Annotated in this window: 19 protein-coding genes and 1 tRNA gene; 6 read left to right on the forward strand and 14 right to left on the reverse strand. The window is 72.5% G+C overall.

Annotation, left to right across the window (positions count from 1 at the left end; translation table 11 throughout):
- Positions 1-132: 132 nt before the first annotated feature.
- The 5 genes from pth to HDA43_RS24855 form a co-directional block, all read right to left on the reverse strand.
- Positions 133-729 (reverse strand): aminoacyl-tRNA hydrolase, encoded by a 597-nt coding sequence (gene pth / locus HDA43_RS24835; RefSeq protein ID WP_218912399.1) that lies wholly within the window; start codon positions 727-729, stop codon positions 133-135.
- A 74-nt stretch (positions 730-803) separates the two neighbouring features.
- Entirely contained in the window at positions 804-1421 is a 618-nt protein-coding gene (locus tag HDA43_RS24840; protein ID WP_179825616.1) for a 50S ribosomal protein L25/general stress protein Ctc, read from the reverse strand.
- 199 nt (positions 1422-1620) lie between these two features.
- On the reverse strand, positions 1621-2598 hold the full coding sequence (locus tag HDA43_RS24845) for a ribose-phosphate diphosphokinase (protein WP_179825618.1): 978 nt from the start codon (positions 2596-2598) through the stop codon (positions 1621-1623).
- 76 nt (positions 2599-2674) lie between these two features.
- A complete protein-coding gene (glmU, locus tag HDA43_RS24850; protein WP_179825620.1) occupies positions 2675-4126 on the reverse strand; it encodes a bifunctional UDP-N-acetylglucosamine diphosphorylase/glucosamine-1-phosphate N-acetyltransferase GlmU in 1452 nt (483 codons plus the stop codon).
- A 169-nt stretch (positions 4127-4295) separates the two neighbouring features.
- A tRNA-Gln gene (locus HDA43_RS24855) sits at positions 4296-4367 on the reverse strand.
- A gap of 324 nt (positions 4368-4691) precedes the next feature.
- Here HDA43_RS24855 and HDA43_RS24860 point away from each other — a divergent pair.
- The 4 genes from HDA43_RS24860 to HDA43_RS24875 all read left to right on the forward strand — a co-directional run bounded on the left by HDA43_RS24860 (position 4692) and on the right by HDA43_RS24875 (position 9910).
- On the forward strand, positions 4692-5633 hold the full coding sequence (locus HDA43_RS24860; RefSeq protein ID WP_179825622.1) for an acyl-CoA desaturase: 942 nt from the start codon (positions 4692-4694) through the stop codon (positions 5631-5633).
- Between the two features lie 301 nt (positions 5634-5934).
- Entirely contained in the window at positions 5935-6891 is a 957-nt protein-coding gene (locus tag HDA43_RS24865) for a TetR family transcriptional regulator (protein WP_312873526.1), read from the forward strand.
- Positions 6892-6966: 75 nt separating this feature from the next.
- Complete coding sequence (locus tag HDA43_RS24870; protein WP_179825624.1) at positions 6967-9030, forward strand: RNA degradosome polyphosphate kinase; 2064 nt, start codon at positions 6967-6969, stop codon at positions 9028-9030.
- On the forward strand, positions 9023-9910 hold the full coding sequence (locus HDA43_RS24875; RefSeq protein WP_179825626.1) for an NUDIX hydrolase: 888 nt from the start codon (positions 9023-9025) through the stop codon (positions 9908-9910). The genes HDA43_RS24870 and HDA43_RS24875 overlap by 8 nt, the downstream gene beginning before the upstream one ends.
- 91 nt (positions 9911-10001) lie before the next feature.
- On the opposite strand, the gene HDA43_RS24880 is transcribed toward HDA43_RS24875, so the two are convergent.
- Both HDA43_RS24880 and HDA43_RS24885 read right to left on the reverse strand, forming a co-directional pair.
- On the reverse strand, positions 10002-11498 hold the full coding sequence (locus tag HDA43_RS24880) for a CYTH and CHAD domain-containing protein (RefSeq protein ID WP_218912612.1): 1497 nt from the start codon (positions 11496-11498) through the stop codon (positions 10002-10004).
- A gap of 164 nt (positions 11499-11662) precedes the next feature.
- On the reverse strand, positions 11663-12430 hold the full coding sequence (locus HDA43_RS24885; RefSeq protein WP_246424502.1) for a trans-aconitate 2-methyltransferase: 768 nt from the start codon (positions 12428-12430) through the stop codon (positions 11663-11665).
- Between the two features lie 56 nt (positions 12431-12486).
- On the opposite strand from HDA43_RS24885, the gene HDA43_RS24890 reads away from it, so the two are divergent.
- Entirely contained in the window at positions 12487-13050 is a 564-nt protein-coding gene (locus tag HDA43_RS24890) for a MarR family winged helix-turn-helix transcriptional regulator (RefSeq protein WP_179825630.1), read from the forward strand.
- Positions 13051-13099: 49 nt separating this feature from the next.
- Here HDA43_RS24890 and HDA43_RS24895 read toward each other — a convergent pair whose 3' ends face one another.
- From HDA43_RS24895 to HDA43_RS24920, 6 genes are all read right to left on the reverse strand, one after another.
- On the reverse strand, positions 13100-14914 hold the full coding sequence (locus HDA43_RS24895) for an ABC-F family ATP-binding cassette domain-containing protein (protein WP_179825632.1): 1815 nt from the start codon (positions 14912-14914) through the stop codon (positions 13100-13102).
- Between the two features lie 149 nt (positions 14915-15063).
- Positions 15064-15975 (reverse strand): 4-(cytidine 5'-diphospho)-2-C-methyl-D-erythritol kinase, encoded by a 912-nt coding sequence (locus HDA43_RS24900; protein ID WP_179825635.1) that lies wholly within the window; start codon positions 15973-15975, stop codon positions 15064-15066.
- A 142-nt stretch (positions 15976-16117) separates the two neighbouring features.
- On the reverse strand, positions 16118-16966 hold the full coding sequence (rsmA, locus tag HDA43_RS24905; protein ID WP_179825637.1) for a 16S rRNA (adenine(1518)-N(6)/adenine(1519)-N(6))-dimethyltransferase RsmA: 849 nt from the start codon (positions 16964-16966) through the stop codon (positions 16118-16120).
- Between the two features lie 162 nt (positions 16967-17128).
- Positions 17129-17989, reverse strand: coding sequence for a TatD family hydrolase (locus HDA43_RS24910; protein ID WP_179825639.1), 861 nt, complete (start codon positions 17987-17989; stop codon positions 17129-17131).
- A gap of 7 nt (positions 17990-17996) precedes the next feature.
- Entirely contained in the window at positions 17997-19784 is a 1788-nt protein-coding gene (metG, locus tag HDA43_RS24915; protein ID WP_179825641.1) for a methionine--tRNA ligase, read from the reverse strand.
- Between the two features lie 179 nt (positions 19785-19963).
- A complete protein-coding gene (locus HDA43_RS24920) occupies positions 19964-21226 on the reverse strand; it encodes a glycosyltransferase family 2 protein (RefSeq protein WP_179825643.1) in 1263 nt (420 codons plus the stop codon).
- Positions 21227-21326: 100 nt separating this feature from the next.
- Here HDA43_RS24920 and HDA43_RS24925 point away from each other — a divergent pair, with 100 nt between their 5' ends.
- On the forward strand, positions 21327-22907 hold the full coding sequence (locus tag HDA43_RS24925) for a hypothetical protein (RefSeq protein WP_179825645.1): 1581 nt from the start codon (positions 21327-21329) through the stop codon (positions 22905-22907).
- A 73-nt stretch (positions 22908-22980) separates the two neighbouring features.
- On the opposite strand, the gene rsmI is transcribed toward HDA43_RS24925, so the two are convergent.
- Positions 22981-23835 (reverse strand): 16S rRNA (cytidine(1402)-2'-O)-methyltransferase, encoded by an 855-nt coding sequence (gene rsmI / locus HDA43_RS24930; protein ID WP_179825647.1) that lies wholly within the window; start codon positions 23833-23835, stop codon positions 22981-22983.
- Positions 23836-23844 lie beyond the last annotated feature (9 nt).

The raw sequence follows: 23844 nt of genomic DNA on the forward strand, positions 1-23844 counted from the left end.
TCACCGGATGCTACCGGGAAGAACGGCGGCCCAAGGCCGGAACGCACGTCCCCGGGGACGGTGTCACCTGGGCGGACCCGGCGGGCTTCGGCGCGACCGGCGCGGCGGATCCGCGGACGGGCCGCCCGGGTACTACCTGGGCGGGCCCGAGAGCTTCAGGTCGGCCGAGTGGAAGGCGTTCTGGGTGGCCTCCAGGCCGGAGGTGATCAGCGACTCGACCATGTCGGCGGCCCGGTCGACGAGGAACGGCAGGTCCTTGCGCTCGGCGGTGGCGAAGTCGCGCAGGACGAAGGCGGCGGGGTCCATCCGGCCGGGCGGGCGGCCGATGCCGAACCGCAGCCGCAGGTACTCCCGTGTGCCCAGGGACTTGGTGATCGACTTCAGCCCGTTGTGGCCGTTGTCGCCGCCGCCGAGCTTGGCGCGCAGCGCGCCGTACGGGATGTCGAGCTCGTCGTGGACGGCGATCACCCTGGCCGGGTCGACCTTGTAGAAGTCGGCGAGGGCCTTGACCGGGCCGCCGGAGAGGTTCATGTAGGACAGCGGCTTGGCCAGCACGGCGGGGGCGCCCGCCACGCGCCCCTCCAGCACCTCGGCGCGCGATCGGTGCGCCTTGAATCGCCCCCCGATGCGGGCGGCGAGCTCGTCGGCCACCATGAAGCCCGCGTTGTGCCGGTTACCGGCGTACTCCGGCCCGGGATTCCCCAGACCCACGACCAGCCAGCGGTCCATGGTCGGCGCCCCTTCCACATGCGCGTCAGGGCAGCCCGGTCGCGGGCTGCCCTGACAAGGTCCAGCAGATGAAACTACTCGGCGGCCTCGGCCGGCGCGGCCTCGGCGGTCTCGCCCTCGGCGGCGGCCTCGCCCTCACCCTCGGCGGCCTCCTCGACGGGGGCGGCGGCGGTGGTGACGTGCAGGACCAGGGTCTCGGGGTCGGCGACCAGGGTGGCGCCCTTGGGCAGCTTCAGGTCGCCCGCGGTGATCTGGGTGCCGACCTCCAGGCCCTCGACGTCGACCTCGACGCCGGTCGGGATGTGGGTCGCCTCGGCCTCGATGGCGATGGAGACGAGCTGCTGGTCGAGAACGCCGTCGGCGATCTCGCCCACCGTGGTGACCGGGATCTCGACGGTGACCTTCTCGCCGCGCTTGACGAGGAGGAGGTCGACGTGCTCCAGGAAGCCCTTGATCGGGTCGCGCTGGACGCCCTTGGGCAGGGCCAGCTCGTCGGCCGCGCCCTTGAGGCGGATCAGCACGTTCGGCGTGCGCAGGGCGAGCAGGAGCTCGTGGCCCGGGAGCATGAGGTGCTGCGGCTCGGTGCCGTGCCCGTACAGGACGACGGGGACCTTGTCCTCGCGGCGGATCTTGCGGGCGGCGCCCTTGCCGAACTGGGTGCGCGTCTCGGCGTTGATGACTACTTCGGACACGGCGGATCTCCTAGGGATCTTCGATGGGATCTGAAGGGCGCGCTCCCCCTCACCCGCCCTAGCGGAAGGCGTTACGAGCGCGCGCAACCCGAACAGCCTACCGGCACGCGGGCCGGGTTCGGCCCGCCGAGGCTCGGGTCGCCGCCTCGGCGGGGTCTCGCGGGGGTGTCGCGGAGGGTGCGGCGGGGTGCCGGGAGGATCAGGTGTCGCCCTCGAAGAGGCTGGTCACCGAGCCGTCGTTGAACACCTCACTGATCGCGCGGGCGATCAGCGGGGCGATCGACAGGACGGTGAGCTTGTCGAACCTCTTCTCCTCCTCCAGCGGGAGGGTGTTGGTGACGATCACCTCGGAGATGCCGGAGTTCTTCAGCCGGTCCACCGCGGGGTCGGAGAACACCGCGTGCGTGGCGGCCACGATCACGTCGGTGGCGCCCTGCTCGTACAGCGCGTCGGCGGCCTTGCAGATCGTGCCGGCGGTGTCGATCATGTCGTCGATCAGCACGCAGGTACGGCCCCGCACCTTGCCGACGACCTCGTTCACCTTCACCTGGTTGGCCACGTCGAGGTCGCGGCGCTTGTGGATGAAGGCCAGCGGGGTGCCGAGGGTGTCGGCCCAGCGCTCCGACAGCCGGACGCGGCCGGTGTCGGGCGAGACGACGGTGGTGCTCTCCAGGTCGAGCTTGTCCTTGAGGTAGTGGACCAGCACCGGCATGGCGAACAGGTGGTCGACCGGGCCGTCGAAGAAGCCCTGGATCTGCGAGGTGTGCAGGTCGATGGACATCAGCCGGTCGGCGCCCGCGGTCTTGAACAGGTCGGCCATGAGGCGGGCGGTGATGGGCTCGCGGCCGCGGCCCTTCTTGTCCTGGCGGGCGTAGCCGAAGAACGGCATGATCACGGTGATCCGCTTGGCGGAGGCGCGCTTGAGCGCGTCCACCATGATCAGCTGCTCCATGATCCATTTGTTGATCGGACCGGTGTGGCTCTGGATGACGAAGGCGTCGCAGCCCCGGACGGACTCCAGGTAGCGGGCGTAGATCTCGCCGTTGGCGAAGTCACGCAGGGTGGTGGGGGTCGGGTCGATCCCGAGGTGGCTCGCCACCTCCTCGGCCAGCTCCGGGTAGGCGCGTCCGGAGAAGAACATCAGCTGCTTCTCACCGGTCTGCTTCATGCCGCTCATGCCGTCCTCCTCGCCTGACGGCCCTCGGTCGTCGTCGCGACGCTGCCGTGCCCGCCGGCCGGCTCGCTGCGCTTGCTCACGTCTTGCTCCCCTGCTGGTTTCCGGTCTCGATGGCCTTTTGGGCCGCCTCGGCCGATTTGGTGCCCGCGCGCCTGCGCGCGACCCACCCTTCAATGTTGCGCTGCCGGCCCCGGGCCACCGCCATCGCCCCCGGAGGGACGTCGTTGGTGAGCACCGAGCCCGCCGCCGTGTAGGCGCCGTCCCCGATGGTGATCGGCGCGACGAGCATGTTGTCGCTGCCGACCCGGACGTGGTCGCCCACCGTCGTGTGGTGTTTCTCGGCTCCGTCGTAGTTGACGAAGACGCAGGCGGCTCCGATGTTGGAGCCCGTCCCGATCGTGGCGTCGCCCACGTAGGTCAGGTGGGGCACCTTCGTGCCCTCGCCGATCCGGGCGTTCTTCATCTCCACGTACGTCCCGGCCTTGGCCCCGCGCGCGAGGACGGTGCCGGGGCGCAGGTAGGCGTACGGTCCGACCTGGGCGCCGGGGCCGATCTCGGCCTCGACGCAGACGGCGTTGCGCACCACCGCGTCCTCGCCGACGACCGTGTCGGTCAGGGTGACGCCGGGGCCGATCTCGGCGCCCTCGGCGACGGCCGTACGGCCGTGCAGCTGGGTGCCGGGGTGGAGGACCACGTCGGGTTCGAGGGTGACGTCCACGTCCACCCATGTGTTGGCGGGGTCGACGACCGTGACCCCGGCCCGCATGTGCCGCTCCAGCAGGCGGGTGTTGAGGACGCGGCGGGCGAAGGCGAGCTGCACCCGGTCGTTGACGCCCTCCACCTCGACGTGGTCGGCCGCGACGTGCGCGCCGACCCGGTGGCCGTCCTCCCGGAGGATGGACAGCACGTCGGTGAGGTACTCCTCGCCCTGGGCGTTGGCGGTGGAGACCCGCTTGACCGCGTCGGCCAGCAGGCGGCCGTCGAAGGCGTAGACGCCGGAGTTCATCTCCCGGATCAGCCGCTGCTCGGGGGTGGCGTCCTTCTCCTCGACGATGGCGAGGACCGCTCCCGTCCCGTCGCGGACGATCCGGCCGTAACCGCGGGGGTCGGGGACCTCGGCGGTGAGCACGGTGACGGCGTTGCCGTCGCGGTCGTGCCGTTCCAGCAGCGCGGCGAGGGTCTCGGTGCGCAGCAGCGGCGTGTCGCCGTAGGTCACCAGGACCGTGCCGTCGATGGCCCCGGCGGTCTCCAGCACCACCCGGACCGCGTTGCCGGTGCCGCGCTGTTCGGGCTGGACGACGGCCTGGGTGTCGGGGCCGGTTCGCGCGAGGTGCTCGCGCACCCGTTCGCGCTCGTGGCCTATGACAACAATGAGCCGCTCGGGTTCGAGACCTCGAGCGGCGGCGAGCATGTGGTCCACGAGTGCGCGGCCGCACAGCTCGTGCAGGATCTTGGGTGTTTTCGACTTCATCCGGGTGCCCTCGCCGGCGGCGAGGACGATGACGGCGGCCGGGCGCGGCACACTCACGGACGAGGCTCCCTCGGCGTCGCGGCTGAGACATTGACGGAGCGGATGACCGAAGGTCGCCCTCCTCAGGGCATCGGACGGTCACCCACTCGACAACGTGAGGATACCTGCCCGCCCGGGAACCCACCCAGCCGACTAGCCGGAACAATAAAACCGTCAAAAGCCGTAGCTCCGGCACCAGGACTCGAACCTGGACAACAAGGACCAAAACCTTGCGGGCTGCCAATTACCCAATACCGGACCGACAGGGCCGCCCGAACCGGTCCGGGCACCCGGCCACCCCCCACGATACCGAGCCATCGATATCGAACGCGCCTCGTTTCGGCTCCGCCTGCGCCACGGGAACCGGAAGGAGTAGGGGGACCCCGCCGCGGGCATGGACCGGAAGACGTCGTTTAGCAGATCCGCTCGGTGGCAGCAAGTCGTGAACCGACCACGGGATCCACCGAGGAGCGTCACCTTCTCCACATCCGGCCACAGGTATTCCTAACTTACGATGGCGTAGGTTACGGTTGCGTAGCCGGACGAAATCGCCCTTCTCCTATGAGTCGTATCGAGGTAGCCCATGACCGTCCTTGAAGAGCGTTCCGCCCCCTCCCCGAAACCGGACGTCGACCCAGAGCCCAAGACCCGACCCGAGATCATCACGTTCGGGGTGGTCGTCGCCCTGCCGCTGATCGCGCTCGTCGCCGCCGTGCCGCTCGCCTGGGGGTGGGGGCTCGGCTGGACGGACGTCGTCATCGCCCTCGTCCTCTACGTGATCACCGGCCTCGGCGTCACCGTCGGCCTGCACCGTTACTTCACCCACGGATCGTTCAAGGCCAAGCGCCCGCTGAAGATCGCGCTGGGCATCGCCGGCAGCCTCTCGCTGGAGATGTCGGTGCTCGACTGGGTGGCCACCCACCGCAAGCACCACAAGTTCTCCGACAAGGAGGGCGACCCGCACTCGCCGTGGCGGTTCGGCACCGGCTTCTGGGCGGTGAGCAAGGGACTGCTCTGGGCCCACATGGGCTGGCTGTTCGAGGCCGACCGGGCCAACCGGGAGAAGTACGCCCCCGACCTGGTCAAGGACCCCGACATCATCAAGCTGCACAGGTACTTCCCGGTGCTGGCGATCACCTCGATGGTGATGCCCGCCGTCCTCGGCGGCCTGCTGAGCTGGTCATGGTGGGGCATGGCGACCGGATTCTTCTGGGGCACGCTGGTCCGCATCGGCCTGCTGCACCACGTCACCTGGTCGATCAACTCCATCTGCCACGTCTTCGGCGAGGAGGTCTTCGAGTCGCGTGACAAGTCACGCAACGTGTGGTGGCTGGCCATCCCCTCCTTCGGCGAGTCCTGGCACAACCTGCACCACTCCGACCCGACCTGCGCCCGGCACGGTGTGCTCAAGGGCCAGATCGACCTCAGCGCCGGCGTGATCCGGCTGTTCGAGAAGCTCGGCTGGGCCCACTCCGTCCGCTGGCCGAACCCGGAGCGACTGGCGGCGAAGCGCATTGCCGCCTGACGGCCCATCACGGAGTACCGGGGCGGCCCGCGTCACCGCAGCGCCGCCCGGCATCCCGTCCCAGAGCCCCGGAACCGCGCGTCCCCCCGCGGCGGCCCGCCTCGCCGTGTCATCGCCCGGCGCCCCGCCCGGACCCTCCGCAACGGTCTCCGGCGGCACGGCGCCGCCCGCCGGCCCGTCCAGGACCGCGCGGCGGACGGCCACCGTGACCTCGGACGAGACGATCGACCGGAGTGCCGGAATCGACGCCGTCCAGGACGTGGTTCCCGCTTCGCGACCCGGGAACGCCATTATTAGAACCGTGAACGAACCCCGACGACGCATGTCAGGCAAGGAACGCCGGGAACAGCTGATCCAGATCAGCCGGTCCCTGTTCGCCGAGAAGGGGTTCGACGGCACCTCGGTGGAGGAGATAGCCGCCACCGCCGGCGTCTCCAAGCCGGTGGTCTACGAGCACTTCGGCGGCAAGGAGGGCGTCTACGCGGTCGTCGTCGACCGGGAGATGGACAAGCTCCTCGGCATGGTGACCGAGGCGCTGGCGGCCTCGCACGCGCTGGTCAAGCTGGAGCGGGCCGCCCTCGCGCTGCTCGCCTACGTGGAGGAGAACAGCGAGGGCTTCCGGATCCTGATCCGCGACTCCCACGCCGCCTCCGGGACCGGCACGTTCGCCAGCCTGATCAACGACATCGCCAGCCAGGTCGAGGACGTCATGGTGGACGAGTTCGTCCGCCGGGGCTACGACCCCAAGCTCGCCCCCATGTACGCGCAGATGCTGGTCGGCATGGTGGCGCTGACCGGCCAGTGGTGGCTCGACGTGCGCCGGCCGCCGCGCGAGGAGGTGGCCGCCCACCTGGTCAACCTCGCCTGGAACGGCCTGAAGGGCCTGGACCCGAACCCCCGCCTGACCGCCTCCCGCGGCCCGGACCAGTTGCGGTCCCGGCCGTCGGAGAAGGAGCTCCGGGAGCGGGAGAAGGCCCGCGAGCGCGACCTCAAGGAGCTGGAGAAGGCCCGCGAACGCGAACGACGCGAGGCCGAGAAGCTCGCCCGCGAGCAGGAGAAGATCCGCCAGCGCGAGCTGAAGGAGGCCGAGAAGGCGCGGGAGCGGGAGCTGAAGGAGCAGGAACGGCTGCTCAGGGAGCGGGAGAAGGCCCGCGAGCGTGACCTCAAGGAGCTGGAGAAGGTCCGTCAGCGCGAGCAGCGGGAGGCAGCCAGGCAGACCAGGGCCGCCGAGCACCCCGGTGAGCAGCCGGGGCCCTGAACCGATCCGGCGGGTGACGGCGGCCGTTGATCCGGCGTTCACGTTGAGTTTCTAAAAACCGGGCATTGTCGTCATATGTCCGTAGAAGCCGTGCAGGCCGACCCCGGAGAACCACCTCTTCCCCAGGAACGGTTCCTCAACCGCGAGGAGAGCTGGCTCCAGTTCAACCAGCGGGTGCTGGAGCTGGCCGAGGACCCCTCCCTGCCCCTCCTGGAACGGGTCAGGTTCCTCGCGATCTTCGCCGGCAACCTCGACGAGTTCTTCCGGGTACGGGTGGCCGGCCTCAAACGGCGGATGGCCACCGGCCTGCTGCTGCGGACCAAGAGCGGGCTGAAGCCCAGCGAGGAGCTCACCCGGATCTCCTCGATCGCCCACGACCTCGCGCTGCGGCACGCGGCCTGCTTCCGCGAGCTGCTGTGCCCGCGGCTCGCCGCCGAGGGCATCGAGATCGTGCGCTGGGACGACCTGGGCCGCGACGAGCGCACCGCGATGCGCAGACTGTTCCGGGAGCGGATCCGGCCGGTGCTCACCCCGCTGGCCGTCGATCCCGCCCACCCGTTCCCCTACATCTCCGGGCTGTCGCTGAACCTCGCGGTCACCGTCCGCAACCCGGTGACCGGCCACACCGTCTTCGCCCGGGTGAAGGTGCCGAGCCGGCTCCCCCGCTTCGTCGCCGCGTCCAGGGACCGGTTCGTGCCTCTGGAGGACGTGATCGCCGCCCACCTCGGCCAGCTCTTCAAGGGCATGGAGATCGTCGAGCACCACGCCTTCCGGGTGACCCGCAACGAGGACCTGGACGTGGACGAGGACGTCACCGAGAACCTCATGCAGGCGCTGGAGCGCGAGCTGCTCAAACGCCGCTTCGGCCCGCCGGTCCGGCTGGAGGTCGAGGAGAGCATCACCCCCGAGGTCCTCGACCTGCTGGTGGACGAGCTGGGCGTGGCCGAGCACGAGATCTACCGGCTGCCCGGCCCGCTGGACCTGACCGGCATGCACGCCATCGCCGACCTGGACCGGGGCGAGCTGGCCTTCCGCCCGTTCGTGCCCGCCGAGGTCGTGCACGTCTCCGACGACATCTTCGCGGTGCTGCGCGAGCGGGACGTGCTGCTGCACCACCCGTACGACTCCTTCGCCACGAGCGTGCAGCGCTTCATCGAGCAGGCGGCGGCGGACCCGGACGTGCTGGCCATCAAGCAGACGCTCTACCGGACCAGCGGCGAGTCGCCGATCGTGGACGCGCTGATCGACGCGGCCGAGGCCGGCAAGCAGGTCGTCGTGGTGGTGGAGATCAAGGCGCGCTTCGACGAGCACGCCAACATCACCTGGGCCCGCAAACTGGAGCGGGCCGGCTGCCACGTGGTCTACGGCGTGGTCGGCCTGAAGACCCACTGCAAGCTGGCGCTGGTGGTACGGCAGGAGCCCTCGGGGGAGCTTCGCGCCTACTGCCACATCGGCACCGGCAACTACAACCCCAAGACCGCCCGCGTCTACGAGGACCTGGGCCTGCTCACCGCCGACCCGCTGGTCGGCGAGGACGTCACCGACCTGTTCATCCACCTGACCGGCTACTCCGCCCACTCGGCCTACCGGCGGCTGCTGGTGGCGCCGCACTCGCTGCGCGGCGGGCTGGTGGCCAGGATCGAGCGGGAGGCCGCCCACCAGGAGGCGGGCCGCCCGGCCGGCATCAGGATCAAGACGAACTCCCTGGTGGACGAGCCGGTCATCGACGCGCTCTACCGCGCCTCGCGGGCGGGCGTCCCGGTGGACCTGTGGGTGCGGGGGGTCTGCACGCTGCGGCCGGGCGTCCCCGGGCTGTCGGAGAACATCCGGGTCAGGAGCGTGCTGGGCCGGTTCCTGGAGCACTCGCGGATCTACGAGTTCGGCCGGGGGCGCCGGCCGGAGATCTGGATCGGCAGCGCCGACCTGATGCGCCGCAACCTGGACCGCCGGGTCGAGGCGCTGGTGAAGGTGACAAGCCAGCGGCAGCGGGCATATCTGTCGGGCCTGCTGGACCTCGCGATGTCGGAGGACGCCGCCACCTGGTGGCTCGACGCCGACGGCACGTGGACCCGGCACGGCGGCGAGGACCTGCAGGACCACCTGATCGGCACCCGGCGCTGGAGGACGATGGATGACTGACCCGGACACCCGCCCGCCGGATCCGATCCGCGCGGCCGGAGCGGTGGTGTGGCGGGGGCGGGAGTCCGCGCCGGAGGTCGCGCTCGTGCACCGGCCGAAGTTCGACGACTGGACGTTCCCCAAGGGCAAGCTGCGGCCGGGCGAGCACGTCGTCGCCGGAGCCCTGCGCGAGGTGGCCGAGGAGACGGGCCTGGCGGTGCTGCTCGGCCGGCCGCTGCCGCCGGTCCACTACCTGGTCGGCGGCCGACCCAAGCGCGTCGACTACTGGACGGCCCAGGTGGCCGAGGACACCCGCCCCGTCGCCGAACGGGAGGACGACGAGGTGGACGAGGTCGCCTGGGTGCCGGTGGCCGAGGCCGCCCGGCTGCTGACCTACGAGTGGGACACGGGCCTGCTGGACGCGCTCGTCTCCGCGCCGCTGGCCACCACCACGCTCGTCCTCGTACGGCACGCCCTGGCCGGGTCACGCGGGGAGTGGGAGGGCGACGACGACGAGCGGCCGATCGACCGGGACGGCGCGGCGCAGGCCGCGGCGCTGGCCGGCGTCCTGCCCGGCTACCTGCCCGCCGAGCTGGTCAGCTCCCCCAGCAGACGGTGCGTGCAGACCCTGGAACCGTACGCCGGGCGGGCCGGTCTCGCGATCCGCCCCGAGCCGGCGCTGTCGGAGAGCCGCCACGACCCCGGTACGGCCCTGCGCCTGGTCACCGGTCTCCTGGCCGCCGGCCGGCCCGCCGCGGTCTGCAGCCACGGCAAGGTCCTGCCCGGCCTGATGACCGGTGTCGGCGTCGGCCAGGAGGAGGCCCGCCTGTCCAAGGGCGGCTTCATGGTGCTCCACCACGTCACGGGCCGCCTCGTCGCCACCGAGAACCACGCCGTCTGACCCCGCGGCCCCCGGGCGCCGGCGTCACGGTGCCGGCGCCCGGGAACCACGGCCCGAGCCCGCGCCCCTCCGGGTCCGGCGCGGTGGGGTCTCACAGGAGCTTCGCCACCGCCTTCGACGTCTTCTTCCACAGGCGCGGGAACTCCTCGCGGGCCCGCTCGGTGCGGGCCCGCTCCAGGCCGGTCAGCACGCCGTAGGTGAAGGTGTCCTCCCCGGCCCGCCGCGCGGCGTCGGCGACCACGGCCAGCCGTCCCTGGGCGACGACGCCGTCCAGGCGGGCGCCCAGCGCGTCCTGTACGGCCTCGGCCCGCTCGGCGAGCTCGTCCATGCCGATCGCCTCGGCGGTGTAGCGGGCCCGCTTGGCGGCCTTGCGCACGTCGTGCATGGCGTGCTCGCGCCCGGCGGGGTCGGTGGCGGCCAGGGCGGCCCGGTGCGCCTTGACCACCCGCCGCCAGCTCCCGGCGGCCCGGGCGCGGAGGGTCCCGGCCGGCCGGTCCGCCGCGCCGGTCAGCGCCGGGGCGCCGGTCAGCGCGTCGAGGGCGTCCAGCAGGGCGAAGTAGCGCTCCCCGCGCAGCGCCTCCCGCACCCGGTCCAGGGCCTCGCTCTCGGCGGCTCCCAGCTCGGCGTCGAGGCGGAGCCGGACCGGGCCCGACACCGCCCCCTCCCCGAGGGCGTCGAACCCGGCGATCAGGCGTTCCCTGACCACCTCGGCGTCCCGCGCCTCGCCGAGCACCCGCCCCAGCCACTTCAGCTCCTCCTGGAGCCCGGCGGTGTCCTCCACGACGGCGCCGAACGATTTCAACGCGCTGCGGAGCCGGCGGGCGGCGACGCGCATCCGGTGCACGGCGTCCTCGTCGGCCCGCCGTACGCGGGGGTCCTGGGCGAGCAGGGCGTCCGCCTGGGCGGTGAGGTAGCCGACGACGACCTCTCCTGCGGAGCCGGGCCGGGTGCGCGGGCGGGGCCGTCCAGGGATGGGGCGGGCGGCGCCGAGCGCGCGGGCGAGCTTGCTCGGCGACGCGGCGGGTACGGCCCCGGCGGCGGCCAGCCGCTTGCCGACCTTGCGGAGCAGCCGCTCGTCGCCCCCGATGAGTTCGGCCTCCACCTCGCGCCACCGTTCCACGTGCGGCCCGGCTCCCGGTTCGCCGCCCGCGGCGGCCTCGGGGACGGTGCCGGTGACCCGGTCGTCGGCGATCTCCACCAGCCGCACGCCCGCGCCGTTGACCAGGGTGGTCACCGTACGGTGCGTCTCCAGTTCGGCGACGGGGGCCAGGGGCGCGCCCCGGGTGAGGGCGGACACGAGGTCGGCGAGGTCGGCGGGGACGGTCTTCGTACCCCGGCCGAGCGGGCGGGTGATCTCCTGCCGGGCGCCCTCGGACCTGGGCAGCTTCAGGTGCCAGCCCGCGTCGGTCCCGCCCCTGCGCCGGCGCAGCGTGACGCCGCGGGCGGCCAGCCGCAGGTCGGGGGTGTCGAAGTAGACCGCGACGAGCCGGTGGGTCACCGGCCCGGCCGCCTCCGTGACCCCCGGCAGCCCGGTCAGGTCCGGGACCTCGAACCCGGCGGGCACGTCGAACTTGTCCTCGATCTCCATCGCCACAGGCCACTCCCCGGTCGACTCACACCGCGCAGTGGGTATTGATGCCCCGTCCCGCGTCCGGAAACGTCGGCAGGCCCCGCCCGTTTTTCGGCGTCCGGCCGGGCAGGCGGGCCGATGGGCCAGGCAGGCCGGGCAAGCGGACCGTCCGGCCCGGAACGTCACCTGCGGGCGACCACGAAGATCCTGCGGAACGGGAAGACGGTGCCGTACGGCCCGCGCGGGTACGCCTCCCCCAGCCGCGCGCCGCAGTCGGCGAGGAACTCCTCCGTCTCCCGCGGGTCCAGCCGGTCGAGCGCGGGGCGCAGGGCGGTGCCGCTGACCCAGCGCAGCACGGCGTCCTCCCCCTCCAGGACGTGCAGGTAGGTGGTCTCCCAGGCGTCCACCCGGCAGCCGAGCCCGGCCAGCAGCTCCAGGTACTCGGCCGGGTCGCCGACCGGGACCCCCCGCCCCAGGTCCCCGAGCCGGTCGCGCCACCTGCCCGTGGCGTACAGCTCGCGCAGGATCGTGTGGCTGGGGAACTCGAAGTTGCCGGGCACCTGGAAGGCGAGCCAGCCGCCCGAGGCGAGCGCGTCCACCCAGGCGGGCAGCAGTTCGCGGTGGCCGGGCACCCACTGCAGGACGGCGTTGGAGACCAGCACGTCCACCGGCCGTTCGGGCCGCCACCGGGTGACGTCCCCGACGGAGAAGGTCAGCCGCTCGCCCGGCACCGCCTTGGCGATCATCGCGGGCGAGGAGTCGAAGCCGTGGACGTCGGCCCCGGGCCACCGCGCGGCGAGCTGCGCGGTGAGCTCGCCGTCGCCGCATCCGGCGTCCACCACGTACGAGGGCCGCTCGGCCGCTACTCTGGCGACGAGCTCGAAGAACGGGCGCGCACGCTCACCGGCGTAGCGGCCGTAGACCACGGGGTCCCACATATCTCTTGACATCAAGATAATTGATATCCGCCGAGATATCTCGATGTCAAGAGAGATAGAATCGTGTCATGACCCTGCAGCACGCGGACGACGGCGACGGCCGGGCGGACCGGCACGAGGACGAGGTCGACCGGCTGGTGGCCGCCTGGCGCACGGAGCGCCCGGAGCTCGACGTGGCGCCCCTCCAGGTGCTCAGCCGGGTCTCCCGGCTCGCCCGCCACCTGGACCGCGCCCGCCGGACCTCCTTCGCCGAGCACGGCCTGGAGATCTGGGAGTTCGACGTGCTGACGGCGCTGCGCCGGGCCGGCGAGCCGTACGAGCTGAGCCCCGGAGCCCTGCTCCGCGCGACCCTGGTGACCTCCGGGACGATGACCAACCGGATCGACCGCCTCGCCGCGGCCGGGCTGGTCCGGCGGCGGCCCGACCCCGAGGACCGGCGGGGCGTGCTGGTGTCGCTGACCGACGCGGGGCGGGAACGGGTGGACGGCGCCTTCGACGACCTGCTCCGGCGCGAGCGCGACCTGCTGGCGGCGCTGGGAGAGCATGAACAGCAGGCCCTCGCGGACCTGCTGCGCACGCTACTCGTCCCTTTTGACGCCGATGAAACCGGAGCTTCCGGAGCGCACGGATGATCTACTGCCCGCCTGCCGGAGGCTAAACCGGCCGGAGACGATCATTCGGTCACTCGCCCAGGCGGTCGGCCGTCTCCAGCCACTCGGCCTCGATCCCGTCCTTCTCGGCCAGGATCTCCTTGAGCTCGGCGTCCAGCGAGGCCAGCCGACCGTAGTCGGAGGCGGCCTCGGCCATGGCGGCGTGCAGCTTCTCCTCCCGGCCGCTCAGCTTGTCGAGCTGGCGCTCCAGACGGGACAGCTCCTTGCGCAGCTCCCGCTCCTCCTTGGCCGACAGGCCCGTCTGAGCCTTCGTCCCGTCCGACGGCGCGGACGCGGCCGGGGAGGCGGGCGCGGACCCGCCGGCGGCGGCGCGGGCCGACAGCGCCGCGCCTGAGGCCCGCCGGGCGAGATACTCGTCCACCCCGCCGGGCAGCATCGACAGCTTCCCGTCACCGAGCAGCGCCACGACCCGGTCGCACACCCGCTCCAGGAAGTAGCGGTCGTGGCTGACCAGGATCAGCGTGCCGGGCCAGCCGTCGAGCAGGTCCTCCAGCTCGTTCAGCGTCTCGATGTCGAGGTCGTTGGTCGGCTCGTCGAGCAGCAGCACGTTGGGGTCGTCCATCAGCAGCCGCAGCATCTGCAGCCGCCGCCGCTCGCCGCCGGACAGGTCGCCGACGACCTTCCACTGCGCCTCGCCCTTGAAGCCGAGCCGCTCCAGCAGCGCCGAGGCCGTCCACTCCTTCTTGCCGACCTGGACGAACTTGCGGACCTCCTCGACGGTCTCCAGCACCCGCCGGGCGGGGTCGAGCTCGGCCAGCTCCTGCGACAGGTGCGCCAGGCGGACCGTACGGCCCCGCACGACCCGTCCCGCGTCGGGCTCGACCGTGCCGGACAGCAGCCGCAGCACCGAGGACTTGCCCGAGCCGTTCACGCCGATCAGGCCGATCCGGTCACCCGGGCCGAACTGCCAGGTCGAGTGGTCGAGCACCAGCGGGCCCCGGCCGGGACCGCCGGCGTGCAGGGTGACGTCCTCCAGGTCGTAGACCGTACGGCCCAGCCGCGCCGCGGCGAACTTGACCAGCTCGACGGTCTCCCGCGCCGGCGGCTCGTCGGCGATCAGCGCCTGGGCGGCCTCGATGCGGAACTTGGGCTTGGAGGTGCGGGCGGGCGGGCCGCGCCTCAGCCAGGCGATCTCCTTGCGCATGAGGTTCTGGCGGCGCGCCTCGGCGGCGGCGGCGATCCGGGCGCGCTCGGCCTTGGCCAGCACGTAGGCGGCGTACCCGCCCTCGTAGCGCTCGACCGCGCCGTCCACGACCTCCCAGGTGCGGGTGGAGACGGCGTCCAGGAACCACCGGTCGTGGGTGACCACCAGCAGCGCCGACCTGCGGCCCGTGAGGTGCCGGGCCAGCCAGTCGATGGCCTCGATGTCGAGGTGGTTGGTGGGCTCGTCCAGGACGATCAGCTCGTGCTCGCCGATCAACAGCCGGGCCAGCGCCGTACGGCGCCGCTCGCCGCCCGACAGGCTCCCGACCGGGACGGTGAGGTCGATGTCGCCGAGGAGGTTGGCGAGGATCTCACGGATGCCCGCGTCACCCGCCCACTCGTGCTCGGCCCGGCCACCGAGGACGGTCTCGCCCACCGGCCGGTCCGGGTCGAGGTCGTCGCCCTGGGACAGCACGCCGATCTGCAGGCCGCGGTTGTGGGTGACGCGCCCCTCGTTGGGCTTGAGGGCGCCGGCGATCACCGAGATGAGCGTGGTCTTGCCGCCGCCGTTGCGGCCGACCACCCCGATGCGGTCGCCCGCCTCGATGCCGAGGGAGACGTCGCTGAGAAGGGGCTTGGGGCCGTAGGAGTGGGAGACCGACTCAAGATTGACCAGATTCATCGCCCTACAAGGGTATCCGCTCCCGGACCGCGCGGCCGTCGCCCCGGAGAGGACCGGGCGGCCGCCCGGTCACCGCGGACACGGGCCGCACAGACCGCACGGACGGCACGGCCGGCACCGACGGCACGGGCAGCCGTGAGCGGACCGGGTCAGGGGCGCTGCCCGACCGCCGGGCCGGGGACGGGGCCGTGGGCGGTCACCGCGTCGCGGGCCACGCCCTCGGCCCGCAGGGCGGCGGCCAGCTCGACCGCGTGGGGCTCGGAGTCGGCCAGGAAGGCGCAGGTCGGGCCGGAACCGGAGACGATCGCGCCCAGCGCGCCATGCTCGCGTCCGGCGTCCAGCGTCCGGGCCAGGGAACGGCGGAGCATGACGGCGGCGGGCTGCAGGTCGTTGGCCAGCTCCGCGCCCAGCGCCTTGGCGTCCCCCCGGCGCAGCGCGTCCAGCAGCGGCTCCGACGCCTGCGGCCAGGCGGCCTCGGTGCCCGTCGCCTCGCGGATCCGGTCGCACTCGGCGTAGACGGCGGGCGTGGACAGGCCACCCTCGGCCAGGGCGAACACCCAGTGGAAGGTGCCGCCGACCTCAAGCGGGGTCAGCCGCTCCCCCCGGCCGGTGCCGACGGCCGTGCCGCCGAGCAGGGCGAACGGGACGTCGCTGCCGATGTCCGCGCCGATCTCCATCAGGTCCGCCAGCGGCAGGCCCAGGCCCCACAGCTCGTTGCAGGCGACCAGCGCCGCGGCGGCGTCGGCGCTGCCGCCCGCCATCCCCCCGGCGACCGGGATCGACTTGCGGATCAGCAGGCTCACGCCGTACGACCGGCCGGCGTGGTGGGCCAGCGCGGAGGCCGCGCGGATGGCGAGGTTGTCGTCGTCCTCGGGCACCTGGCCGGCGCTGTCGCCCTCGACGCGGACCCGCATCCCGGTCTCGGCGGTGGCGGTCACCTCGTCGAAGATCGAGACGGCGTGGAAGACGTTCACCAGGTCGTGGTAGCCGTCGTCACGCAGCGGCCCGACCGCCAGTTGCAGGTTCACCTTGGCCGGCACGCGGACGGTCACGGAGTTCATGTTCCTCAAGGCTCTCGCTCAGGGGATGATGAGGTCCGATCGTAACCGGGCGCGTTCCCGCCTCCCCGCCAGCCCCGGCGTTTCGCCACGCTAGAGCCGGTTTTAAGGACCCACGACGCGACAAAGATCCGCGAAACAGAACCTAAGGGCGGTTCTCCGCGATACGCGCGAAGTCCTCGACCGTGAGCTGCTCGCCCCGGCGGGACGGGTCGATCCCCGCCGCCCGCAGCGCCCGCTCGGCGGCGGCGGGCGAGCCGGCCCAGGAGGCCAGGGCGGCGCGCAGGGTCTTACGGCGCTGGGCGAAGGCGGCGTCCACGGCCGCGAAGACGTCCTCGCGGGACACCCCGGTGGTGGGCGGCTCGCGGCGGGTCATCGCGACGAGGCCGGAGTCGACGTTGGGCGCCGGCCAGAAGACCGTGCGGCCGACGGGGCCGGCCCGGCGCACGTCGGCGTACCAGGCGGCCTTGACCGATGGGACACCGTACACGCGGGAGCCGGGCGCCGCGGCCAGCCGGTCGGCCACCTCGGCCTGGACCATGACCAGCACGGTGCGCAGCGACGGCAGGGCCTGCAGCAGGTGCAGCACCACCGGGACCGCGACGTTGTAGGGGAGGTTGGCCACCAGCGCGGTCGGCGGGTCCCCCGGCAGGTCGCCGGGGGCGACCCGGAGGGCGTCGGCGTGCACGACGGAGAGCCGGTCGGCCAGTTCGGGGGCGTGCTCGGCGACGGTCAGCGGGAGCTGCCCGGCCAGCACCGGGTCGATCTCCACCGCCGTCACGCCGCGGGCCTCCGGCAGCAGCGCCAGGGTCAGCGAACCCAGGCCGGGGCCGACCTCGATGACCACGTCGTCGGGGCGCAGCCCGGCGGCGCGGACGATCTTTCGGACCGTGCCGCCGTCGATGACGAAGTTCTGGCCGAGCTTCTTGGTGGGGCGGATGCCCAGCCGCGCCGCCAGGTCGCGGATCTCCGCCGGGCCCAGGAGGCCGCTCATGACCGGCCCCCGCGCGTCGTCGGCCGTGTCCCGCGCGTCGCCGGCCGTGCCCCGCGGGTCACCGCGCCGTGCACGGCGGGACCGCCACCGGCCGCGTCGCGCACGCGGCGGGTCTCACCACGCGCGCCGCCGCGGACCTCACCGTGCGCGCCGCCGCGGGTCTCACCACGCACCGAAGACCGCCTCGCCGTTCGCACTGATCACGCGGGCCAGGGCGTCCGGGTCGGCCCCCCGGACCTCGGCCAGGCAGCGCAGGGTGAGCGGGATCAGATAGGGGGCGTTGGGCTTGCCCCGGTGCGGCGTCGGAGGGAGGTAGGGCGCGTCGGTCTCGACCAGCATCAGCTCGTCGGGCACGATCGCGGCGGCCTCGCGGAGGCCGGCGGCGTTCTTGTAGGTGACCGGCCCGGAGAATGACATGAAGTATCCCGCCCGGGCGCACCGCTTGGCCAGCTCGGCGTCGCCGGAGAAGCTGTGGAAGACCACCACGTCGGGGGCGCCCTGGTCGGCGAGCACGGCCAGCACGTCGTCGTGGGCGTCGCGGTCGTGGATCACCAGGGCCCGGCCGGTCCGCTTGGCGATCTCGATGTGCGCGCGGAAGCTCGCGTGCTGGTCCTCCTTGGAGGCCCAGTCGCGGTAGTAGTCGAGGCCGGTCTCGCCCACCGCGCGGACGTGCGGCAGGCGGGCCAGCTCCTCGATCTCGGCGAGGACCTCCGGGGTCGCGGCGTGCGCCTCGTTGGGGTGGATCGCCACCGCGGCGTACACGTCGGGGTGCGCCGCGGCGGCCTCGGCGTTCCACCGCGAGGACGGCAGGTCGTAGCCGACGGTGACCAGCCGGGTCACGCCCACCTCGCGGGCCTGCCGGGCGATCTCCTCGACGCTCGCCCGGGCCGCCTGGGCGGCCAGGGCGACCGGGTCACCCGAGGACGCCTGGCGGTGGCCCACCATGATGTCCAGGTGACAGTGGCTGTCGAACACCTCCGTGGCGAGGGGCTCGGGGACTGCGGGAAGCCTGGTGTCGCTCATCGTCGCGTCAGTCGCCCAGCCGGGCGAGCTCCTCGTCCACGATCTTGGGGTCCAGCTTGGAGAACAGCGGGGTCGGCGGCGCCAGCGGGACGCCCGCCCGGATGGGCGTGGACTCCCAGCGCGCGGCGCCGTCGTAGGACCCGGTGATGATCGGGTAGCTCCGGCCGGGCTCGTCGAGGTCCTCGACCTCCTGGATCTCCGGCATGCCGGACCAGGCGCCCTCACCGCCGAGCATGGCGTGGACCTTGTCGGAGGAGGCGGGCAGCACCGGGGTCAGCAGGGTCTTGGCGTCGTCGACGACCTGCAGGGCGACGTGCAGGATCGACTTCACCCGCTCCGGGTCGTCCTTGCGCTTCCACGGCTCCTGCTCGGCGAGATACTTGTTCGCCTCGCGGATGACGTCGAACGCCTCGTTCGTGGCGTTCTTGAACCGGGAGCGCTCGAACTCGGCGGCGACCCGGGGGAAGGCGGCCCGGCTGCGCTCCAGCATGGCGCGGTCGGCGTCGGTGAGGTCGCCCGCCTCGGGGACGACCCCGAAGTTCTTGGCGGCCATCGAGATCGAGCGGTTGACCAGGTTGCCCCAGGCCGCCACCAGCTCGCCGTTGTTGCGGTTGAGGAACTCCGACCAGGTGAAGTCGGTGTCCTGGGTCTCCGGGCCGGCCACGGCGATGTAGTAGCGCAGCGCGTCGGCGTCGTAACGCGCCAGGAAGTCGCGCACGTAGATGACGACCTGGCGGGAGGAGGAGAACTTGCGGCCCTCCATGGTCAGGAACTCGCTGGAGACGACCTCCGACGGCAGGCTCAGCTCGCCGAGGGAGCCGGGCCGGCCGTCGCGGGCGCCCTGGCCGTTGTAGCCGAACAGCAGCGCCGGCCAGATCTCCGCGTGGAAGACGATGTTGTCCTTGCCCATGAAGTAGTAACCCCGGGCGTCGGGGTTCTGCCACCACTGCCGCCAGGCGTCGGGGTCGCCGGAGCGGCGGGCCCACTCGACGGAGGCGCTGAGGTAGCCGATGACGGCGTCGAACCACACGTACAGCCGCTTGTTGGGCTGGTCGCGCCAGCCGTCCAGCGGGATCGGCACGCCCCAGTCGAGGTCGCGGCTCATCGCGCGGGGCTGCAGGTCGCCCAGGAGGTTCAGGGCGAACTTCAGCACGTTGGGCCGCCACTCGCCCTGCTTGGACTGCAGCCAGGAGCCGAGGACCTCGGCGAACGCCGGCAGGTCGAGCATGAAGTGCTCGGTCTCGACGAAGATCGGGGTCTCGCCGTTGATCCGGCTGACCGGGTTGATCAGCTGGATCGGGTCGAGCTGGTTGCCGCAGTTGTCGCACTGGTCGCCGCGGGCGCCGTCGAAGTGGCAGATCGGGCAGGTGCCCTCGATGTAGCGGTCGGGCAGGGTGCGGCCGGTGGACGGCGAGATCGCCCCCATGGTGGTGCGGGGGAAGATGTAGCCGTTGTCGTACAGGCCCTTGAAGATCTCCTGCACCACCGCGTAGTGGTTGGCGGTGGTGGTGCGGGTGAACAGGTCGTAGGACAGCCCCAGGCCCCGGAGGTCCTCGGCGATCACCCGGTTGTAGCGGTCGGCGAGCTCGCGGGCGGTCACGCCCTCCTTGTCGGCCTGGACCTGGATCGGGGTGCCGTGCTCGTCGGTCCCGCTCACCATCAGGACCTTGTTGCCCGCCATCCGCTGGTAGCGGCTGAAGATGTCGGACGGCACGCCGAAGCCGGACACGTGCCCGATGTGGCGGGGGCCGTTGGCATAGGGCCAGGCGACCGCGGTCAGGATGTGGTGGGACATGTGCCCAAGCCTAAGGGACACCACCCGGGCTTCGCCGCCCGGAATCGGGAGGCGCCGCCCCGCGGGGCCGCGCCGCCGTACCGGAGTCCGCCCGTACCGGAACCCGGCGCGCGGCCCGATGCGGCTCGGGCGCGCTGCGCGGGGATCAGGGCTGCGCGGGGATCAGGGCTACGCGGGGATCAGGCGGCGCCGCCCCGGCTGCCGGCCGGTTCGTCCCGGTTCGCGGCTCGGCCGTCCTCCCGGCTGACGGCCTCGGCCGCCTCCTCCGCTGCGGAGGCCGCCACGTCGATGGGCGTCTCCTTGGTACGGCGGATGCCCAGGATGCTGACGAACAGGGCCGCGAAGATGGTCTGGAAGCTCATGATCAGCGCGGTGGCCGAGGGCACGACCAGGCGCAGCGACTCCGACGGGATCAGCGTGCCGAAGCTGCGGGTCTGCCAGTGGACCAGCGAGGCGGCCAGGCCGCCGAGACCGGCCAGGGCCAGCAGGCCGCCCACGATCAGGCCCTTCTCCAGGGTGACCACGTCGACGAGCTTGCGCACCCGCCGGTCCTCCGGCAGGAAGCCCTCCTCGGCCGCGTACACCTTGGTGAACACCGCGAACAGCGTGGCCTGGAAGCCGATCACCATCGCGGCCGACGCCCCGACCAGGGTGTCGACGTCGAAGGCGAGCTTGCCGATGTAGACCGGGCCGAAGGTCAGCGCGGTGCCCGCCACCAGGCCCAGGGTCATCAGGATCATGCCCGGGATCAGGAACAGCCAGCGGGGGCTGTACAGGAGCAGGAAGCGCAGGTGGCGCCAGCCGTCGCGCCAGGAGCGCAGGTGCGGCGGGCGGGAGCGGCCGTCCGGCGAGAGCGTGGTGGGCACCTCTCGCACGTCGAGGCCGGAGAGGGTCGAGCGCACCACCATCTCGCTGGCGAACTCCATGCCGCCGGTCTGCAGGCCGAGCCGCAGGATGGAGTCGCGGCGGAAGCCCCGCAGGCCGCAGTGGAAGTCACCGATGGCGCTGGGGAAGAACAGGCGGCCGATGAAGGACAGCACCGGGTTGCCGAGGTAGCGGTGCAGCGGGGGCATGGCCCCCGGCGCGATGCCGCCCTTGAACCGGTTGCCCATCACCAGGTCGGCACCGTCGCGCAGCTGCTCGACGAACGGCAGCAGCGAGGTGAAGTCGTAGGAGTCGTCGGCGTCGCCCATGATGACGTACTTGCCGCGCGCCGCGCGGATGCCGCCCATGAGCGCGTTGCCGTACCCCTTGGCGTCCACGTGCACGACCCGGGCGCCGGCGTCGCGCGCCAGCTGCTGCGAGCCGTCGGTGCTGCCGTTGTCTGCGATCAGCACCTCACCGTCGATCCCGTGGTCCCGCATGCAGGCCAGCGCCTTGCGTACGCAGGTCTCCACGGTCTCCGCCTCGTTCAGGCATGGCATGACCACGGTCAGTTCCACGTCTCAACCCTTCGATCCGGCACAAGCCAATCTCATCATGATGCCCTGTGCCGACTCGCGCGCGGGGCAACTCCGTGAAAGGACTGGCATCCTGTAAGGCATGGTTACCGTGGCCGAACGACCATGCCTGGACGAGCCTCCATCTGGCTGGAGAGCGCGTCTCCTGGCGTTCGTCCGCCGTCACCGCGTCTTCCTCGCCGCCCTGACGGCGGCGTTCGCGCTGCGGCTGGTCACCATGATCGGATACGGCCCGGCGCTGTGGTTCAACGACTCCTACGACTACGTCTCCGGGGCGGTGAACCCCGAACGGCCCAGTGCCCTGCGGCCGAACGGTTACTCCTTCTGGCTGCTCCTGCTCAGACCATTTCACAGTTTCGGACTGGTCGCCTTCACCCAGCACCTCATGGGCCTGGCCGTCGCCGTCCTGGTGTACGCGCTGCTGCGCCGGAAGTTCGGGCTGCCCGCCTGGGGGGCGACGCTGGCGACGGCGCCGGTGCTGTTCGACGCCTACCAGATCCAGCTCGAACACCTGGTCATGTCCGACACCATGTTCATGCTGCTGGTCGTCGGCGTCGTGACGCTGGTGCTGTGGCACCGGAAGATGTCGTGGCGGCTGGGCGTCGTCGTCGGCCTGCTGCTCGCCCTGACCGCGCTCACCCGGTCGATCGGCCTGCCGATCCTCGCGCTGGTGGTGGTCTACCTCCTGGTGAAGCGGGTCGGCTGGCGGCCGGTCGCCGCCATGGTGACGGCCTGCGCGATCCCGGTGACGGGGTACATGGCGTGGTTCGCCTCCGCGCACGGCAACTTCGCGATGACCAACAGCGACGGCGCGATCCTCTACATGCGCACGGCCCTGTTCTCCGACTGCAAGAAGATGGGCGTCGACCCGCGCGAGGAGCTGGAGCTGGCGCTGCTGTGCATCACCGCGCCGCCGAGCCAGCGCCACTTCTCCGGCCAGAACTACCTGTGGTGGGCCAACGGCGACGGCCAGCGCTTCCACGCCTTCGGCTCCGGCGTCACCTTCACCCCGGAGATGAACCGGGTCGCCGGGCAGTTCGCCAAGCGGGCCATCCTGTCCCAGCCGGGCGACTACCTCGCCCGGGTCGGCCTCGACTTCGTCCGGGCCTTCCACTGGGGCCGGCCGCGCTTCCCCGACTACAAGACCTACCTGCAGTACGAGTTCCCCTTCGAGGACAAGGTGCTGCCCTCCTGGTCGTCGTACAAGGGCACCACCGACGGCGACGCCCAGATCTACGACCCGGGTCTGCGGACCGCGTCGATCGACGGCCGGGCGAAGGTGATAGGCACCCGGGTGAACGACCCGTGGGCCGCGTTCATGCAGGGCTACCAGCGGATCGTACGGCTGCCCGGCCTGGTGCTCGGCGTGCTGCTGCTGATCGGCCTGGCCGGGGTGGCGGTGCGCTGGCGCAGGCTGGGCGGCCCGGTGCTGCTGCCGTGGCTGGCCTCCTTCGGCCTCCTCCTGGCCCCGGCGGCCACCGCGGAGTTCGACTACCGCTACGTGCTGCCCGCGGTGCCACTGGCCTGCCTGGCCGCCGCGATCTCGCTGCGGCACGGGGTGCCGTGGCTCCGGGGGGTCGCGCCGCGGCTCGCGGGCGCCCGGCCCGGCGCGCGTCCGGCGTCCGGGACGGCCTCGCGGCGCCCGGGACGCACCCGGCGCTGAGACCCCCGCACACCGGGCCCGTGCCACCGGGGACCGCGCGCCGGGTCCCGCGGCGGCCTCCGGACCGAACGGGTCACGCCTGGTGGACGGCGTCGTACAGGACCCGCTTGGGCACGCCCGCGCCCTTGGCGACGTCGACGATCGCCTGCTTCCTCGACGTGCCCGCCTCCTCCCGGCGGGCCACCTCCTCGACCAGTTCCTCGATCGACGGGGGCGCGGCGTCGTGGACGCGTCCGGCGACGACCACGGTGATCTCGCCCCTGACCCCGCCGGCCGCCCATTCGGCCAGCTCGCCGAGGCCGCCCCGCCGTACCTCCTCGTAGGTCTTGGTGAGCTCGCGGCAGACGGCGGCGGGCCGGTCCGGGCCGAACGCCTCAGCCATCGCCTCCAGCGCGGCGGCCAGCCGGTGCGGCGCCTCGAAGAACACCATCGTGCGCTCCTCGGCGGCCAGGGCGGCGAGCCTGCGGGCGCGTTCGCCGGGCTTGCGCGGCGGGAAGCCCTCGAAGCAGAAGCGGTCGCTGGGCAGGCCGGACACGGCCAGGGCGGTGGTGACCGCCGAGGGTCCCGGCAGCGAGGTGACCGTGATCCCGGCCTCCACGGCCAGGCTGGTCAGGCGGTAGCCGGGGTCGGAGACGCCGGGCATGCCGGCGTCGGTGATCACCAGGACGGTCCGGCCCTCCTGGAGCGCGGCGAGGAGCTCGGCGGCCCGGCCGGACTCGTTGGCGTCGTAGTAGGAGACGACGCGCCCGCCGATCTCGGCGCCCAGCTCGGCGGCCAGCCGGCGCAGGCGCCGGGTGTCCTCGGCCGCGACCACGTCGGCGTTCTCCAGGGCGTCGCGCAACCTCGGGGAGGCGTCGCCCGCCTGCCCGATCGGGGCTCCCGCCAGCACCAGCCTGCCGTTGTCCGTCACGCCCCCATCCTCGCGCATCCGGGGGCG

Origin of the sequence: Streptosporangium sandarakinum (genome assembly GCF_013409935.1) — a bacterium.
In the GTDB taxonomy this organism is placed as follows: Bacteria; Actinomycetota; Actinomycetes; order Streptosporangiales; family Streptosporangiaceae; genus Streptosporangium; species Streptosporangium nondiastaticum.